Here is a 15169-nt window from a genome sequence, read left to right as displayed (position 1 = left end):
ATTAAGAAAAAGGAGGGCATACACATGCCATATGTAAAAGGTGTATCTAAATTTGAACGTATTAACTTTTTAGCATCATCCAAGGTGCAAGCATTTACTCATGAGGTGAGCGATACGGGGGTTGCAACAGATGCCAACGGTCGTAAAATTGTTAGAGCCGGTACGATTTATCCTGCAAATGATGCAACAGCAAAAGGTATCGTTTATAACGATGTAGATGTTACACATGGTCCACAACCAGGTTCTTTAATCGTGGAAGCATACATCTTAGAAGAGCGTTTACCAGAAGCGCCGACAGAAGAAGTAAAAACAGCTTTAAAAGAAATTAAATTCCGATAATATATTCATTTAATTTGAAAGGTGGAAAACAAACATGCCAGATGTATTAGAAATGTTTAACCAAAAGACAGTTTTAAACTATTTAAAACAGCGTAAATTAACACCATTTGTAGGGGAAGAATTATTCCCAGAAAACAAATATGACACTCTTGAATTCGAATACTTAGTGGGTGCTAGTAACCTTCCTGTTGCTGCTAAAATTCACGCTTTTGATACAGAAGCTGAAATCGGCTCTATCGAGGCAGGCAACCAAGCACTTGAAGCAGCTTACATCAAGAAAAAGTATCAAATCAAAGAAAAGGATTTAATTGCTTTACAATTCCCACGTACGCCACAAGAGCAACAAATGCTAGTGGGGCGAGTGTTTAATTTAGTGGAACGTGCAGTAGGCGATGTGCGTGCTGAAAAAGAAATCATGCGTATGCAGGCGTTAGCAAACGGTGAATTGTCGCTCCCAATGGAAGGTGGAGGCGAATTAAAGGTTAATTACAATGTACCTGACGACAATAAAGAAGCATTGGCTGGAGCTGCTACTTGGGATTCACCAGATGCGGATATTGTTGGTGATATTACTCGTGCAGTAAATGCATTAGACGAAAAGCCTACTCGCGCTTTAACATCTACTAAAATTGTTAGCTTAATTTTGCGTAATTCAAAAATCATTGCTGCATTATTTGGAAAAGATAGTGGACGTGTTGCCACATTAGCGGATTTAAATGCATTCATGCAATCTCATGGGTTACCATCAATTGCAACATATGATTCAAAGTACCGTGTTCAAAATGCAGATGGGACTTACACGACACACCGTTACTTCCCAGAAAATAAATTTGTTATGTTCGGTGATGTAGAGCTAGGTGAAACTTTACTAGGTCCTACTCCAGAAGAAAGCCGTTTATTACGACAAGGCAATGAAGATGTACAAAACATCGGTAAAGTCATTGCTATGGTTTATGAGGAAGGACTTGACCCAGTATCTACATGGGTGAAAGCAGCAGCAACAGCTATTCCGTCATTCCCAGAAGCAAATAACGTATTCCAATTACAGCCGATTGCATAAGGAGGATTTATATATGAAATTAGTTGAAGTAATTAAAGTACCGGTACGATATGAGGGTGAAACCTACACTCGTGGAGCTCAATTTGAAATGGAAAACGATCATGTAAATGAAAACCTAGTCAAAGTGCTGGGTGATGTTGCTAAAAAGCAATCTGAAACTCCAGACAATCCTTTTGAAGGCATGACGTTGGAAGAACTGAAAGCACATGCTGAACAAAAAGGCATCGACATTGGCAAAGCCACAACAGAAGAAGGCATTATCAAGAAAATTGAAGAAGCCGAAAAAACTAAATAGGGTGTGAGTTTATGCTCGCTACAGTATTGTTACGTTTAGGGGCCTTGGGTGTCCCTGTTTCAAACGATCCAACCAGTACCGATATGTATTTGTTAAATTTCGCAGTCAATAAAACCATTGATCATATTAAAAATCAAACGAATTTAAGTGCTGTACCCGAAGGACTCACTCACATTGCTATTGATATGGCAGTGGGTGAGTTTTTGTATGCGAAAAAGTCTATGGGTTTACTTGATGTGAGCTCACTGGACTTTTCGACAGCTACTAAACGTGTCAAAGACGGTGACACAGATGTTGAATTTCTTGTAGATGCCAAATCCACGCCAGAAGCTAATTTTTACGCCTTTTTAAATTACCTGCAGCACAATGATACTGATTTTGTTAAATATCGGGTGCTCTCATGGTAAGCACTCGTAGAAAGGCGCTTGAAACATTATGGCATGGTACATGTGATGTTATCGGTTGGGGCGAGGTAACAGATCCGCTAACTCATATTACAAAGCCCGGGGAATTTATTTTGCATCAGAGTTTAAAATGCAAGCTCTCTCATAAAAATATTAGCGCTACATCTCAAACAGGTGCTGGTGCTATTATCGTGCAACAAATTAAGTTGTCGCTCGGCAATGAGCATGATATCCCTGCAGGTTGCAAAATCATCGTTTCACAAAACGGTAAGACTGCTGAATATGCGCGTAGCGGTGAACCTGCTGTCTTCATTGACCACCAAGAAATTGTATTAGACGTTTTCAAGGGGTGGACTTAATGGCTAGATGGGGCAAAGTAGATTTTCGTCAGTTGAAGCGTATGCAGAAGAAGATGGAGCAACTAGAAAAAGCAAGCTTTGAAAAGTTTTGTGAAGATGCAGCAAAGGAATTAGCAGCTCGTTTATTAGCGAAGGTTATCAAACGTACCCCTGTTGGTGTATATGAAGATGGCACAACAGGCGGTACTTTACGTCGTGGTTGGACTGCTAATAGTAATCGTGAAGCTGAATTATCAGCTACATTTGGCGGTGGCGGTGGAGCAAAGAAATTTGTAGATTCCATGACAGTTAAAAAGTATGGACCTTATTACGAAGTAGAGGTTATCAATCCTGTGGAATATGCATCTTACGTTGAATATGGGCATAGAACGCGTAATCATCAAGGGTGGGTAAACGGTCGCTTTATGATGACCATTTCAGCAGATGAAGTAGAACGTGCAGCACCTGCTATTTTAGAAGGGAAGTTAACGCGATTACTAAAGGAGGCTTTCGATGGAAATTGATGATATTGTTGTTGCTATTTCACGGAAGCTCCAGGAAGCTTTCGGTAGTAACTATAGAAAATATATTGATGAAGTGCCACAGGGGTTTGTGACTCCTGCTTTTTTTATTCAGTTTTTGAACTTTGAGCACATTATGCAAATCGGAAATCGGTGGAAAGTAACGCCGTTATTTAACGTTCAGTATTTCCCGAGCAATGGCGCATCAGAAAGCGCGAATATGTGCTTGAAAGTTCAGCAAGCATTAAAGGATGTCACGCTCTTAAATGGCGCTGTGATGCTTGCAAGAGGGAAAAATAGCGAGGTTGTTGACGGTATTGGTCATAACTTTATACGCTTTGATTTCTTTCTTCAAGAAGTCGAGATGAAAGTGCTAATGGGCTCGTTGGAACAATTTACAAATGGAGAAAGGGTGGTATCAGTTGGCGAGAACGATTAAAGCAAAAGTAGAACCTGTTACTGCTGAATCAGTCGGTGAAACGATTCAATCAGTGGTACCAACGTTTACAAAAGCACAGCTTGTTACAAGTCGTAAATATATTCATCGTCGGGATGCACTGAACGCATTGTTAAAAGGTGATGAACATTACTCATTTGCTCAGGTAGATGAGGTATTAAAACAGTTTGACAAAGGAGTGAAGAAGTAATGGCATTAGGTGGAGGCTTTTGGTTAACGCAGAATAAAGTGTTACCAGGTACGTATCATAATTTCATTTCCAAACAACGAGCATTCGTAAATTTATCTGATCGTGGATATGCAGCATTACCTATTGTTCTTGATTGGGGCGTAGATGATGCAGTAATGACAGTTACAAAAGAGGATTTCCAAAAGGACTCTCTTAAATTATTTGGCTACGATTACACACATGAGAAGTTAAAGGGCATCCGTGATTTATTCAAGGGTGCTCTTACTGTTTTCTTCCATAAGCTAAGCCTTGGAGGCTCTTTTGCTGAAAATGATTTTGCTAAAGCAAAATACAAAGGCGAGCGAGGTAATGCGATTCGTAATGTAATTCGAGCAAATGTCGATGAGCCTTCTAAATTTGATGTGTATACGTATTTAGATAATACCTTAGTCGATGAACAGGTTTCAGTAGCAGATGCAACAGTTTTAAAAGACAACGATTATGTTGATTTTAAGAAAAATGCAACATTGGCTGTTACAGCTGGCGCACCTTTAACAGGCGGTGCAAACGGGGCTACTGCATTAACCGCAGGTACACCACATCAAATGGCATTAGATGAACTTGAAGGTTACGGCTTTAATACAATCGGCTGTTTATCGAGTGATCCACTTATTAAATCACTTTACGTAGAGTACACAAAGCGTATACGTGATGAGGTAGGAGCTAAGTTTCAGTTAGTAGGTCATAAGCTTGGAGCTGTAGATCATGAGGGTATCATTGATATTCAAAATGATACTATCGGCGAAGGTGAAGAAGTATTTGGTGCCACTTATTGGGTTACAGGTGTGCAGGCTGGTGTTGCTGTAAATCAATCAAATACAAACCGTACTTATGACGGTGAACATACACTTGATATGTCAGAGACAAAGACACAACCTCAATTAACATTGCTATTAAACAATGGTAAGTATGTTTTCCACCGTGTTGGAGGGAATTTTAATGTTTTAGAAGATGTAAATACATTTACTTCATTTAGACCAGATAAGAATGAAGATTTCTCTTTTAATCAAACGATACGTGTATTAGATCAACTAGCCATTGATACAGCTCACTTATTCAATACTCGTTACCTTGGAAAAGTACCAAATGATAATGATGGTCGAATTTCGCTGTGGAAAGATATTGGTGCACATCGAATGGAGATGCAACGGATACGAGCGATTCAAAACTATGACAAAGAAAAATTACTTGTAGGACAAGGACAATCGAAACGTGCTGTAGTTGTACAAGAGGAAGTAATTAATACCTTAACCATGTCACAACTTTACGTTAGCACAGAGGTTGCTTAAGGAGGGAATACTAGATGAATAAACTGATTAAACGTATCGTGGCAGCAACTATGTTGTCACGATTTTTAAATCAAAAGAAAGCACCACAATTACCACTGAAGTTGGATCTACAGTTCTTTGCAGAGACAACAATGCACGCGCGTGACGCTGTTCACGGTGCCCAAGGGCGAGCTTTCGTTACAATTGAAGGCAATCGGTATTTATTCGCCAATCTAATTAATTTAGAGGCGCGTATGGACAAAACGAAAACACAGGTTCCAATTATGGGCCGTACCGGTAAGGGGAACAAGTCAACTGGATGGGAAGGGACAGGATCAGCTACATTCCACTTCAATACATCGATTTTCCGTAAACTATTGAAACGTTACAAAGATACAGGCGAAGATATTTATTTTGATATTCAAGTGACGAATGAAGATAGCTCTTCCTCCATTGGTCGCCAAACAACAATTTTAATCGATTGTAATATGGATGGTGGTATTATTGCAGCACTAGATGCAGATGCGGAATACCTTGAAGATTCAGTTGACTTCACTTTCGAGGATTGGGATATGCCGGAAGAGTTTTCTATTTTAGCAGAAATGCAATAACGAGCTTGCCGTTCATCGGCAGGCTTTTTCGTATACTTAAAAAATAACAAAGGAATGGTGAACATAAATGAGTAACTTAACAGCTTTCTTAGCACAAAATGCAATTAATCCAGAGGCAGAGGAACACATAGTTTCAAAGCGTTTCGTAGATCCTGAAACACAAAAACCAATGAAGTGGCAAGTAGCTTCAGTAGATTCAGACCGTGATGAAGCATTACGTAAACAACATACAAAACGATTACCGGTACCAGGAAAGAAAAATGTATTTCAACCAACAACAGATTATGATGCATATTTAACTTCATTAGCGGTAGAATGTACTAAATTCCCGAATTTGCATGATACTGAGCTTCAAAATTCATACAAGGTAATGGGAGCAGAGGCATTACTTAAAAAGATGCTTTTACCTGGTGAATATGCCGAATATTTAAAGATCATTCAATCGGTAAATGGATTCGATATTGGAATGGAAGAGGCAGTTGAAGAAGCAAAAAACTAATTGAAGACGGCGACTATGATGCAAACATTGCTTATTACTGTTTGCATAAATTACATAAGTGGCCGTCAGAATATGATTCTCTACCGAAGTGGGAAAAGGCTTTTGTGATTGCTGCTGTACAAGTGAAACAAAAGGCAGATGAAGAAGCTGCTAAAGAGGCGAAGAAAGCCGGGCGTAAGGGTAAACGAAAAAGGTAATATGGTTATTACTTCCTGAATTTTGTATAGTTGTCTTAAGGAGGGATAATTTATGGCGAAAAACAAAGTAATAGCTGGAGAATATTTGAATTGCAATGTGATGAGTGCATTCGGTCAGGTTAGTATACAAACAGGATTTACAAAAAGTATTCAGCTTGATAAAACTACCATAAGCAACTACGAATTAATCACTGAAGAACATCGCAAAAGTGCGGTAAGTGGAGTTAGTCGTGGTTTAATAGGAGGTGTATTGCTTGGTCCGGTGGGTTTATTAGCTGGTCTATCGGCTAAGAATAAAGGAACGCATACGCTAGCGATTGAATTTCTTGATGGTAAACGTAGTTTAATTGAAGTTGACGAAAAAATTTATAAAGCGCTAATACAAAAGTTGTTTTAATATGCTACGTAAATTATTTTTAAAGTTGAATCAAAATAAACCACAAATGCCAAAAAGGATTTATGAAGGGGCAATTTCGGATTTTTACTACGAAAGAGCAGTGAAAGATTTAGTCGGTAGTAAATACTGTGAAATTGACCTAAATGAAGAAGATTTCATTAAACACTTACTTTATAAATTAAACCAGAATAACTTAAATAAGTTAGTCAAATTAAATCGAATGAGTAATAAAACAATTTCGTTCAGTTATAATTCATATCCAGTTGGTAAAATTAAACTTCAAGGTAGAAAAACGTGGATGCAAATTTTAACAAGCCCATATGACCAGGAACGTATAGAAGATGCTTCGAATCACGAATACATTGAAGCGATTGAATCGTGGATTGATTTTATTAAAAAGCAAAAGTTAAATAGGTAAATAAAGAGAGGGCAACTATAAAGTTGCGCTCTTTTTATGTTTGAAAGGAGGTTTTAAAGTGGCAACCATACGTACAGCAATTCAAATCCAAGATGGTTTATCACAAGCGTTTAAGGCAATGAATGTTGCGATGCAAGCGACTATTAATAGTTTTGAACATTTACAACGAGCATCAGGTAATGCGGTTGATGTATCGAGTATAGAAATCGCAAGGCGTGAATTAGCACGAGCTGAACAAGCGTTTGACCAGATAGAAACACAAATAAGTCAAGCTAATATTCAACAAAATAATTTAAATAATTCAATCCAGAATGGTACTTCTGCTGCCAATGCTATGTTGAGTAAGATGTTGGCTATTGTAGGCGCTTATCTGTCGTTTCAATCCGTTATGGGGATCATCGATTTGTCGGATGAAATGACAAATACTACAGCGCGTTTAAACTTAATGAATGATGGTTTACAAACGACAGCGCAACTGCAACGTATGATTTACGAAAGTGCACAACGAACATATGCACCTTATCAAGCTACAGCAGACATGGTTGGTAAGTTGGGTTTACAAGCTGCTGCCGCTTTCAGTAGTAATGAAGAAATCGTAGCTTTTGCGGAACAATTGAACAAAACCTTTTCGAATTCAGGTACATCGGCGGAAGGAATTAGATCTGTCATGCTTCAGCTTACGCAAGCTATGGCAGCTGGAAGGTTACAGGGGGAAGAGTTAAATGCAATCCTTGATAATGCACAACCGATTGTAGCTAATATACAGCGTTATTTAGAGGATGCATTTAATATTGATGCTTCTAACATTAAAAAATTAGCTGCGGATGGTATAATCACTGCCGAAATCATTAAAAAGGCTATGTTTTATGCTGCAGAAGATACAAATGCCGCTTTCGAAAGTATGCCGATAACATGGAGTCAAATTTGGACGAAAATGAAAAACTACGCAGTAGACGCATTTTCACCGATTCTCCTAAAAATAAACAAAGTGGCAAATAGCACACGAATGCAAGAGCTAATGAATAGCATGACCAATTCTTTGTATACAATCGCAGGAGTTGCAACGGCAGCCTTTGATATAATGACGAGCGTAGGTGCTTTTGTTTATGATAATTGGTCGTTAATTGCGCCGATTATCGGCACTGCTACATCTGCTGTTTTGATATACGTTGGAGCTCTCACAGCTATGAAGTTAGCACAAATGGCAACTGTAGCATGGTCAGCTATTAGCGCAACAGCTTCATTGATTTACGCAGCGGCAATGGGTACCGGGACAGGTGCTACATGGGCGATGGTTGCAGCTTCGCTAGGACTAAACGCCGCATTAGCGGCTAATCCAATTTTTTGGGTTATCATGGCAATCATTTTACTAATTGGTCTATTTTATGTCGCGGTGGCAGCTGTAAATCATTTTGCTGGTACGTCAATTAGTGCGACTGGAGTTGTAGCTGGAGTGTTTCTGGCACTCGGAGCCACTATAGCAAACGTTTTTATCTATATATGGAATGTAGCGATGGAAGCGTATGCCAATATTTATAATGTAGCAGTCACTGTAGCAGAAGGATTGGTTAATGTATTTAGTGGTGACTTATCTGCTATCGGACGTATGTTTGTTCAACTAGGTGATAACGTACTAGGAATTTTAGAAAGTATCGCTAGAGGTATTGACTTTGTATTTGGATCAAATTTAGCTAGTGCAGTAGGTGGGTGGAGAAGTAATCTGGAAAGTTGGTCTGCTGAAGTGCTGGGTGAAAATAAATATCAGATTGATAGAATGGTTGCTTCGGACTTCCAGATGAAAACTTTTGATATTACGGATGCTTATAATACTGGTCACGATTGGGGTGCTAATCTATTTGAAGGCGGCGCTCAAAAACAATCAAATAAACAGGCGGCTGCTATAGATTGGGAAAGCCTTATGAATAATTTAGGTGAATCTCCATCTTCAAAGGAAGCGGCCGAGAAAACAGCCGGCAACACAGCAAAAATGGCAAAATCGATGGATGGCACAGCCAATGAATTAAAATATCTTCGCGATTTAGCTGATCGTGAAGCCATTAACCGCTATACTACAGCCGAAATTAAAGTAGATATGAAAAATGAGAACCACATCAATTCCGAAATGGATATCGATGGGGTTATTGATCGTTTTGGTGAAAAAGTCGAGGAAGTAGTAGCAGTATTAGCAGAGGGGGACGATACGGATGTATAACTTTTTTATGGATGGTGTACAGCTTCCTGTCGCTCCATCTGCTATGAGTATGAAAGTTAACAATAAAAATGAAACGATTACTTTAATTAATGAAGGTGAAGTTAACCTGTTAAAAAAGGCTGGTCTTACTGATATAGAATTTGAAGTTGAGTTCCCCAACGTTAAATATCCATTTGCTGTATATCCAAGCGGATTTCAATCAGCTTCATATTTTTTAGACCATCTCGAAAAATTAAAAGTATCTCAAGAGCCTTTCCAGTTCATTGTTAATCGAATGAAACCGGACGGCTCTTTATTATTTGATACGAATATGACGGTATCAATTGAGGACTATACGATTGATGAAGATGCTGAGAATGGTTTTGACATCAAAACAACAATCTCTTTAAAACAATTCCGTCCATTCGGTACCAAAAAGTTAAACATTAAATCAGCTTCTAGCACTTCAAATACGGCTAGTTCTGCACAACCTAAACAAAAGGTCACTGTAGAGAAATCAAGACCGACAACAGGCAAGCAGACACCAAAAACGTATACTGTCAAAGCAGGTGATACTTTATGGTCAATTGCTAAAAAGGAATTAGGTAATGGTGCGAAAACCGATGATTTAGCAAAGCTTAATAATTTATCTAACCCCAATTTAATTAGAGCCGGGCAGGTGATTAAACTTGGGTAAGTATCAATTGCTCATACTATCACGTGGCCGTATCTTTGATGTTGCCGTACAAGAGCCTATTATATGGGAGACACATCGTAAGTCGATGCCTGGTAAATTAACGTTTAACGTAATTAAAGATGAACTATTAGGCTTCCATGAAGGAGATATGGTCCGCTTTGATTATGACGGTGATAAAATCTTCGCTGGATTTGTATTTACGAAAAAGCGTACCAACAATCGCATTATATCCGTTACGGCTTATGATCAATTGCGCTACTTTAAAAACAAAGATACCTATGTATATAAAAATAAAACGGCAGCTCAGGTTCTTCAGATGCTCATTGCTGATTTTGGTTTACAAGGTGGCATGATAGCAGATACAAAGTTTGTCATTGCTTCTCGTGTTGAAGATAATCAAGAGTTATTCACGATTATGGATAACGCTGGTGCAATAACTACGAAAAATACAGGTAATTTATTTGTGCTTTATGATGATTACGGAAAGTTAAATTATCGCAACATTAAGCAATTAAAGCTTGATATTCTAGTGGATGAAGATAGTGGCGAAACATTTGAGTACACCACTTCCATCGATGAAAATACACACAATAAAATTAAGTTGTCCCGTGAAAATAAAAAGACCGGTAAACGCGAAATATTTATTGCTCAGGATAGCGCCAATATAAATCAATGGGGTGTACTTCAGTTAACTGAAAGTGTTGATGAGGGCGAGAATGGCAAAGTAAAAGCTGATGCACTGTTAGCACTGTATAATCAAAAATCACGTAAGCTGCACATAAATAAAGTGTTTGGAGACCCACGTGTAAGAGGTGGTTCAACATTAGGCGTGCAAATGTATCTTGGCGACTTAACTGTTGCTAATTTTATGATGGTCGAAACAGTAAAACATTCTTTTTATGAATCAGATCATCGAATGGATTTGAAATTGATTGGCGGTGATTTTGTTGCGTGATATGTCTGATATTATTCGCGCTTTGAGAAAAGTTGTACTGGATGCTGTAAATGCCCAAAAGCTAACGGATATTGTTTACGGAACAGTTGAATCAATAGCTCCATTAAAAGTTCGTGTAGACCAAAAGCTTTTACTTGAGCAAGAGCAACTTAAATTAACACGTGCTGTTATGGATTATGAAGTGGATATGACAGTGGACCATTTAACAGAAAATCGTACTGGTGGTTCGGGTGATGCAGCATATGCATCTCATAATCATGAATACAAAGGTCGTAAAAAGTTTCTAATACACAATGGATTGATTATTGGGGATAAGGTAACAATGATCCGTGCACATGGTGGTCAGCAGTATTTAATAATTGATAAAGAGGTGGTTTGATGCTACCAAGACAGATTGAAAATGATGGTTTAACTGCAGACTTTGAGGAAGTGGTCGAGCCTACAAAAGCGCATTATATAAATTTTAATAAAAATCGCTGTTCAGGTTTCATCGATGAAAGAGAAGCATTGAAACAAGCGATTTTTATTATGCTTTCTATTGAACGTTATGATCATATTATCTATTCTTGGAACAATTTCGTTGAATTAAAGGATTTATTCGGAATGCCAACAGCTTATGTTGCCAGTGAAGCACCGAGAAGAATTAAAGAATGCTTATTACAAGATGACCGTATAAATGATGTGGATTCTTTTGTAGTAACCACTAATAAAAATAAGGTCCATGTGCAATTTATTGTCCGTTCGATTTATGGAGAAATTGAAGCAGAAAGAGAGGTGATTTATGCATGACACAGCCGTTTAATTTAGATTCAACTCTTGAAGATATACAAGCCATTAAAAGAACTAATGTAGCTGAACTTGATGAACGCTTGGATATGCGTGAAACCTCACCGTTATATAACGCTACCGCTGTAAACAGTATTGAAATCATTCAGATGCTAACAACCTTAAAAAACTATGTCGATATGGTATTTGCTGATACAGCTCCTAGAGAGACTTTAATTCGACGTATGGCAGAACGAGGTTTAACTCCAAAGCCAGCAACTAAAGCGAAATGGCGAGCTATCTTTAATATAGATGTACCAATTGGTGCTCGTTTTAGCTTAGATCGACTGAACTATACAGTCATTGAGAAGATTAGTAATGGACAGTTTATTTTAGAATGTGAAACTTACGGAGTTATTGGAAATACAGAATACGGTACCCTAATTCCAATCAATTATATTGATGGTTTGCAAACGGCCCAATTAGTTGAGTTACTTGTCCCAGGTGAAGATGAAGAAGATACAGAAGTAATGCGCCGTCGTTATTTTAACAGTTTTGGCTCCGTATCTTTCGGTGGGAATCGAGCTGATTATAAAGAAAAGACATTAGCTCAACCGGGTGTAGGTGGTGTACGTGTATATCGCGCATGGGGTGGCGGGGGCACAGTAAAGTTAGTCATAATTAACTCACTCTATCAAAAACCAACGCAAACGCTCGTAGCTGATGTACAAGAAGCTGTAGATCCATTGTATGCACAGGGCGAGGGATTAGGGTATGCACCAATTGACCATAGCGTCACAGTGTTTGCAGTTGATGAAGTGAGTATTAATATTGGTCTCAACATTACGTATCAAGCTGGATGGACTTGGGATGATATACAAGCAAATGTTCAAAGCGTTATTGAGGATTACTTCGTGGAACTAGCTAAAGAGTGGGCTGAAAGTGAAGAAGATAACGCTGGTCTTGTTATACGTATCAGTCAAATAGAATATCGCTTGTTAAATGTTTCGGGTGTCCTGGACATTGCAAATACTCAATTAAATGGTGGGACTGCTAATGTTCAAATTGCGCCTGATGCCATTCCAAAGGTTGGTGTTATAAATGGCTAGAGAAGTTGACTTTCTTGGTTATCTACCGCAAATCTTTAAGGAAATTGAGGAGATTCAAGCCGTTGCTCTTGTAGAGACGCCAATACTAAATGGATTGTGGCAAAAAATTGAGGATATATTAAATGATCAATTTATTGTAACTGCTACAGACAGTGGTTTATCGCGCTTAGAAAAAATGCTGAAGCTCAATGTACCAGCGACAGATACCATTGAAACGCGTCGATTTAGATTATTGTCACGTTATCAGGAACAAGCCCCTTATACTAACAAGGTATTAAAACAATTGCTTGATAGCTTACTAGGCGAGGGGAAGTATTACTACGAACGTAATGTAGCTGAAAAATGGCTAAAGGTGAAGCTAGAGTTAACTGTGAAAGGGCAGTTTGAAGCTGTTGAACTAATGCTTGAGCGTATTACTCCTCAAAATATGATTTTGACGGTAGAACTTCGATATAACCAGCACATTATGCTTACACGTTACACTCATGCTCAATTAGCAGCATTTACACATAAACATTTAAGAGAGGATGTGCTTAACTAATGGCTGGACAAACACCGAATTTCAAGTTAGTTAAACCAGCTCCTGAGCAGTTTTACGATGTTGCAGTCCCTAACGGAAATATGGATAAAATTGATGCTGCATTAAAAGAACTACAGGAAAATGATGATTTAACACAAATCGAGCAAGACTTAAGTGAATTAGAAACCAAAGTTACTACGCATTTGGACGAAATTAATCCTCACTCAGAAACTAAAAGTCGTACCATTAATGTAGGGAATACTCGTGAGTTTAAGACAATTCAAAGTGCTATAAACAGTTTAAAGAAGAATCTGGGCGGCAAGGTCGTTAGAATATACGTAGACGCGGGCACGTACCCCGAGCCTGTCACTGTAGAGGGCTTCCAATTCGGTACTTTGGAGTTAAGTAGTAACAGCGGCATCAATACCGAAGTTAAAATACAGAGCGTGACTGTGAGAGACTGTGAGGCAGTAATCCGGGTATATAGCCTAAGCACCAACTTCACGGGGCTGAGTAACTTCGGTCTAACAATCTCCACAAGCCGGTTTGTTCAAGTAACTAACTTAATAACAGGTGCCTACACACCAGTAACCGGCAGTACCGGAATATCTGTCTTTCACGCTAACGTAATGATAAACGGTTGTACAATATCGGCTTACGATGTAGCAATTTATGTTGCGGCTAATTCAATAGTGTACGTCGCTGGGCTAGGGGGCTCTAATAACCGGACAGGACTTTCCTGTTATGGAGGCTCTACAATAGGCAAGGACGGTAATATGCCAGGGGCTACGGTTACAGCCGAAACTACCTGGGCGGGAGGGGTTATTCGATGAAACAGCTGCTCTTTGGTGATTTAGAATTAAGCGCAGAAAAAATCTATAAATATGAAGATTCGATTATAGGGATAACAAATAATATTGAAGTTTTTTCTTTTAAAGGCGTTATTGATTTTACAGAGTTAGAACTCGGTGAAGGTCAAGAATTTGATATGCCTGAAATAAATGAAAAAGATCGAATCCTTCAATTAGAGCAAGAAAATAAGCTATTAAAAGCACAAAACAACGCATTAACAGAACGAACGGATTTTCATGAGGAAGTATTGACAGAAATCATTCTGACGATTACTCCATGATGAATCTGTATCGTTCTTTTTTATATCAAATATTATATAAAATTTTAGGAGATGAAGATATGATGGCATTATTATTAGCACAACGAGTGATTTTGGGGAAATTGGAATTTGAAGCAGTACCGAGTACATTAAAACTACAAGTATATGAACATTTAAAGGACAGCGGAGTTGAATTTCTAGCGGGGATATATGACCCGTCAGCAATTTAGGTAGTTTACTTAAATATTATTAAACCTAAGATTAGAGAGCCGTTTATACATAAGAAGACGGCTCTCTTTAGTTTTAACGATACTTTTTGTTAGCTTGCTTTATAAAAGACTCTAAGCTTTCTTCCCAAGCGAGAGAAGGATCAAGTTTCCATGTTTCAAGATCACTTAAGAAATCGTCATATAGGAAATCTTTTACATTATAAAGAAGACCTCTTAGAAGAGTATCTTGATTATCTTGTGGATATTCATGAGCAACATATAGTTCAAAGTGAATTGAAAGACTTGTTTTAGTTTCTTTCTTTGAAAAATTCACGAAAATAGGTTTATTACTATCATTAGCCGTTTTTTTATAACGTCCTACAGGATACCATCGGTTAAAAGTATTTTTATCATATGAATCTTCAAGAAATTCATTGAATTTACTATGTAAAACTTTATATAGGCTTTCTTTGGTGAATCTTTTCATAAGAAAAGAACACTCCTTTCAAATATATGATATGACAATTATACAATTATATAAAAACTTACACAGTAAATATTTATCATCATTTTATTAGA

General features: G+C 38.1%; 25 protein-coding genes. 24 read left to right on the top strand and 1 reads right to left on the bottom strand.

The window, feature by feature from the left end:
* Positions 1-24: 24 nt before the first annotated feature.
* The 24 genes from H9635_RS10120 to H9635_RS10005 all read left to right on the top strand — a co-directional run bounded on the left by H9635_RS10120 (position 25) and on the right by H9635_RS10005 (position 14611).
* A complete protein-coding gene (locus H9635_RS10120) occupies positions 25-339 on the top strand; it encodes a hypothetical protein (RefSeq protein WP_191700169.1) in 315 nt (104 codons plus the stop codon).
* Positions 340-373: 34 nt separating this feature from the next.
* On the top strand, positions 374-1399 hold the full coding sequence (locus H9635_RS10115; protein WP_191700168.1) for a major capsid protein: 1026 nt from the start codon (positions 374-376) through the stop codon (positions 1397-1399).
* A gap of 13 nt (positions 1400-1412) precedes the next feature.
* Complete coding sequence (locus H9635_RS10110; RefSeq protein WP_191700167.1) at positions 1413-1694, top strand: hypothetical protein; 282 nt, start codon at positions 1413-1415, stop codon at positions 1692-1694.
* A gap of 11 nt (positions 1695-1705) precedes the next feature.
* Positions 1706-2101 (top strand): hypothetical protein, encoded by a 396-nt coding sequence (locus tag H9635_RS10105; protein WP_191700165.1) that lies wholly within the window; start codon positions 1706-1708, stop codon positions 2099-2101.
* Positions 2095-2457, top strand: a complete 363-nt coding sequence (locus H9635_RS10100) for a hypothetical protein (RefSeq protein WP_191700163.1) — start codon at positions 2095-2097, stop codon at positions 2455-2457. The genes H9635_RS10105 and H9635_RS10100 overlap by 7 nt, the downstream gene beginning before the upstream one ends.
* Positions 2457-2960: an HK97 gp10 family phage protein gene (locus tag H9635_RS10095; RefSeq protein WP_191700161.1), complete on the top strand. Its 504-nt coding sequence runs from the start codon at positions 2457-2459 to the stop codon at positions 2958-2960. Before H9635_RS10100 ends, H9635_RS10095 begins: the two co-directional genes overlap by 1 nt.
* On the top strand, positions 2950-3396 hold the full coding sequence (locus tag H9635_RS10090; RefSeq protein ID WP_191700159.1) for a phage tail terminator family protein: 447 nt from the start codon (positions 2950-2952) through the stop codon (positions 3394-3396). The genes H9635_RS10095 and H9635_RS10090 overlap by 11 nt, the downstream gene beginning before the upstream one ends.
* On the top strand, positions 3380-3604 hold the full coding sequence (locus H9635_RS10085; protein WP_191700471.1) for a hypothetical protein: 225 nt from the start codon (positions 3380-3382) through the stop codon (positions 3602-3604). Before H9635_RS10090 ends, H9635_RS10085 begins: the two co-directional genes overlap by 17 nt.
* Positions 3604-4932: a phage tail sheath subtilisin-like domain-containing protein gene (locus H9635_RS10080; protein ID WP_191700157.1), complete on the top strand. Its 1329-nt coding sequence runs from the start codon at positions 3604-3606 to the stop codon at positions 4930-4932. The genes H9635_RS10085 and H9635_RS10080 overlap by 1 nt, the downstream gene beginning before the upstream one ends.
* Before the next feature lie 14 nt (positions 4933-4946).
* Entirely contained in the window at positions 4947-5522 is a 576-nt protein-coding gene (locus H9635_RS10075) for a phage tail tube protein (protein ID WP_225231241.1), read from the top strand.
* Positions 5523-5589: 67 nt separating this feature from the next.
* The gene (locus H9635_RS10070) at positions 5590-6021 is read left to right on the top strand and encodes a phage tail assembly chaperone (protein WP_191700155.1); all 432 of its coding nucleotides are present in this window, start codon (positions 5590-5592) and stop codon (positions 6019-6021) included.
* Between the two features lie 41 nt (positions 6022-6062).
* Positions 6063-6218 (top strand): hypothetical protein, encoded by a 156-nt coding sequence (locus H9635_RS10065; RefSeq protein ID WP_225231240.1) that lies wholly within the window; start codon positions 6063-6065, stop codon positions 6216-6218.
* Between the two features lie 52 nt (positions 6219-6270).
* Positions 6271-6615 carry a hypothetical protein gene (locus H9635_RS10060; protein WP_191700153.1) on the top strand — a complete coding sequence of 115 codons (345 nt, stop codon included), beginning with the start codon at positions 6271-6273 and terminating at the stop codon, positions 6613-6615.
* Between the two features lies 1 nt (position 6616).
* On the top strand, positions 6617-7033 hold the full coding sequence (locus H9635_RS10055; RefSeq protein WP_191700151.1) for a hypothetical protein: 417 nt from the start codon (positions 6617-6619) through the stop codon (positions 7031-7033).
* A gap of 58 nt (positions 7034-7091) precedes the next feature.
* Positions 7092-9245, top strand: coding sequence for a tape measure protein (locus tag H9635_RS10050; RefSeq protein WP_191700149.1), 2154 nt, complete (start codon positions 7092-7094; stop codon positions 9243-9245).
* Positions 9238-9921 (top strand): LysM peptidoglycan-binding domain-containing protein, encoded by a 684-nt coding sequence (locus H9635_RS10045; protein ID WP_191700147.1) that lies wholly within the window; start codon positions 9238-9240, stop codon positions 9919-9921. Before H9635_RS10050 ends, H9635_RS10045 begins: the two co-directional genes overlap by 8 nt.
* Positions 9914-10876 carry an XkdQ/YqbQ family protein gene (locus H9635_RS10040; protein WP_191700144.1) on the top strand — a complete coding sequence of 321 codons (963 nt, stop codon included), beginning with the start codon at positions 9914-9916 and terminating at the stop codon, positions 10874-10876. The genes H9635_RS10045 and H9635_RS10040 overlap by 8 nt, the downstream gene beginning before the upstream one ends.
* Position 10877: 1 nt before the next feature.
* The gene (locus tag H9635_RS10035; RefSeq protein WP_191700142.1) at positions 10878-11255 is read left to right on the top strand and encodes a DUF2577 domain-containing protein; all 378 of its coding nucleotides are present in this window, start codon (positions 10878-10880) and stop codon (positions 11253-11255) included.
* Positions 11255-11665, top strand: a complete 411-nt coding sequence (locus H9635_RS10030; RefSeq protein WP_191700140.1) for a DUF2634 domain-containing protein — start codon at positions 11255-11257, stop codon at positions 11663-11665. The genes H9635_RS10035 and H9635_RS10030 overlap by 1 nt, the downstream gene beginning before the upstream one ends.
* Positions 11662-12750 carry a baseplate J/gp47 family protein gene (locus H9635_RS10025; protein WP_191700138.1) on the top strand — a complete coding sequence of 363 codons (1089 nt, stop codon included), beginning with the start codon at positions 11662-11664 and terminating at the stop codon, positions 12748-12750. The genes H9635_RS10030 and H9635_RS10025 overlap by 4 nt, the downstream gene beginning before the upstream one ends.
* Positions 12743-13291: a putative phage tail protein gene (locus H9635_RS10020; RefSeq protein WP_191700136.1), complete on the top strand. Its 549-nt coding sequence runs from the start codon at positions 12743-12745 to the stop codon at positions 13289-13291. Before H9635_RS10025 ends, H9635_RS10020 begins: the two co-directional genes overlap by 8 nt.
* Positions 13291-14103 carry a hypothetical protein gene (locus H9635_RS10015; protein ID WP_191700134.1) on the top strand — a complete coding sequence of 271 codons (813 nt, stop codon included), beginning with the start codon at positions 13291-13293 and terminating at the stop codon, positions 14101-14103. The genes H9635_RS10020 and H9635_RS10015 overlap by 1 nt, the downstream gene beginning before the upstream one ends.
* On the top strand, positions 14100-14402 hold the full coding sequence (locus tag H9635_RS10010) for a hypothetical protein (RefSeq protein WP_191700132.1): 303 nt from the start codon (positions 14100-14102) through the stop codon (positions 14400-14402). Before H9635_RS10015 ends, H9635_RS10010 begins: the two co-directional genes overlap by 4 nt.
* 59 nt (positions 14403-14461) lie before the next feature.
* Complete coding sequence (locus tag H9635_RS10005) at positions 14462-14611, top strand: hypothetical protein (RefSeq protein WP_191700130.1); 150 nt, start codon at positions 14462-14464, stop codon at positions 14609-14611.
* Positions 14612-14684: 73 nt separating this feature from the next.
* Here H9635_RS10005 and H9635_RS10000 read toward each other — a convergent pair whose 3' ends face one another.
* Positions 14685-15077 (bottom strand): hypothetical protein, encoded by a 393-nt coding sequence (locus H9635_RS10000; RefSeq protein WP_191700128.1) that lies wholly within the window; start codon positions 15075-15077, stop codon positions 14685-14687.
* Positions 15078-15169 lie beyond the last annotated feature (92 nt).

The sequence above is a fragment of the Solibacillus faecavium genome (assembly GCF_014836905.1).
Lineage (GTDB): Bacteria > Bacillota > Bacilli > Bacillales_A > Planococcaceae > Solibacillus > Solibacillus faecavium.
Note: the sequence above shows the minus strand (reverse complement) of the source record. Positions and strands in the feature narration are given on the sequence as shown.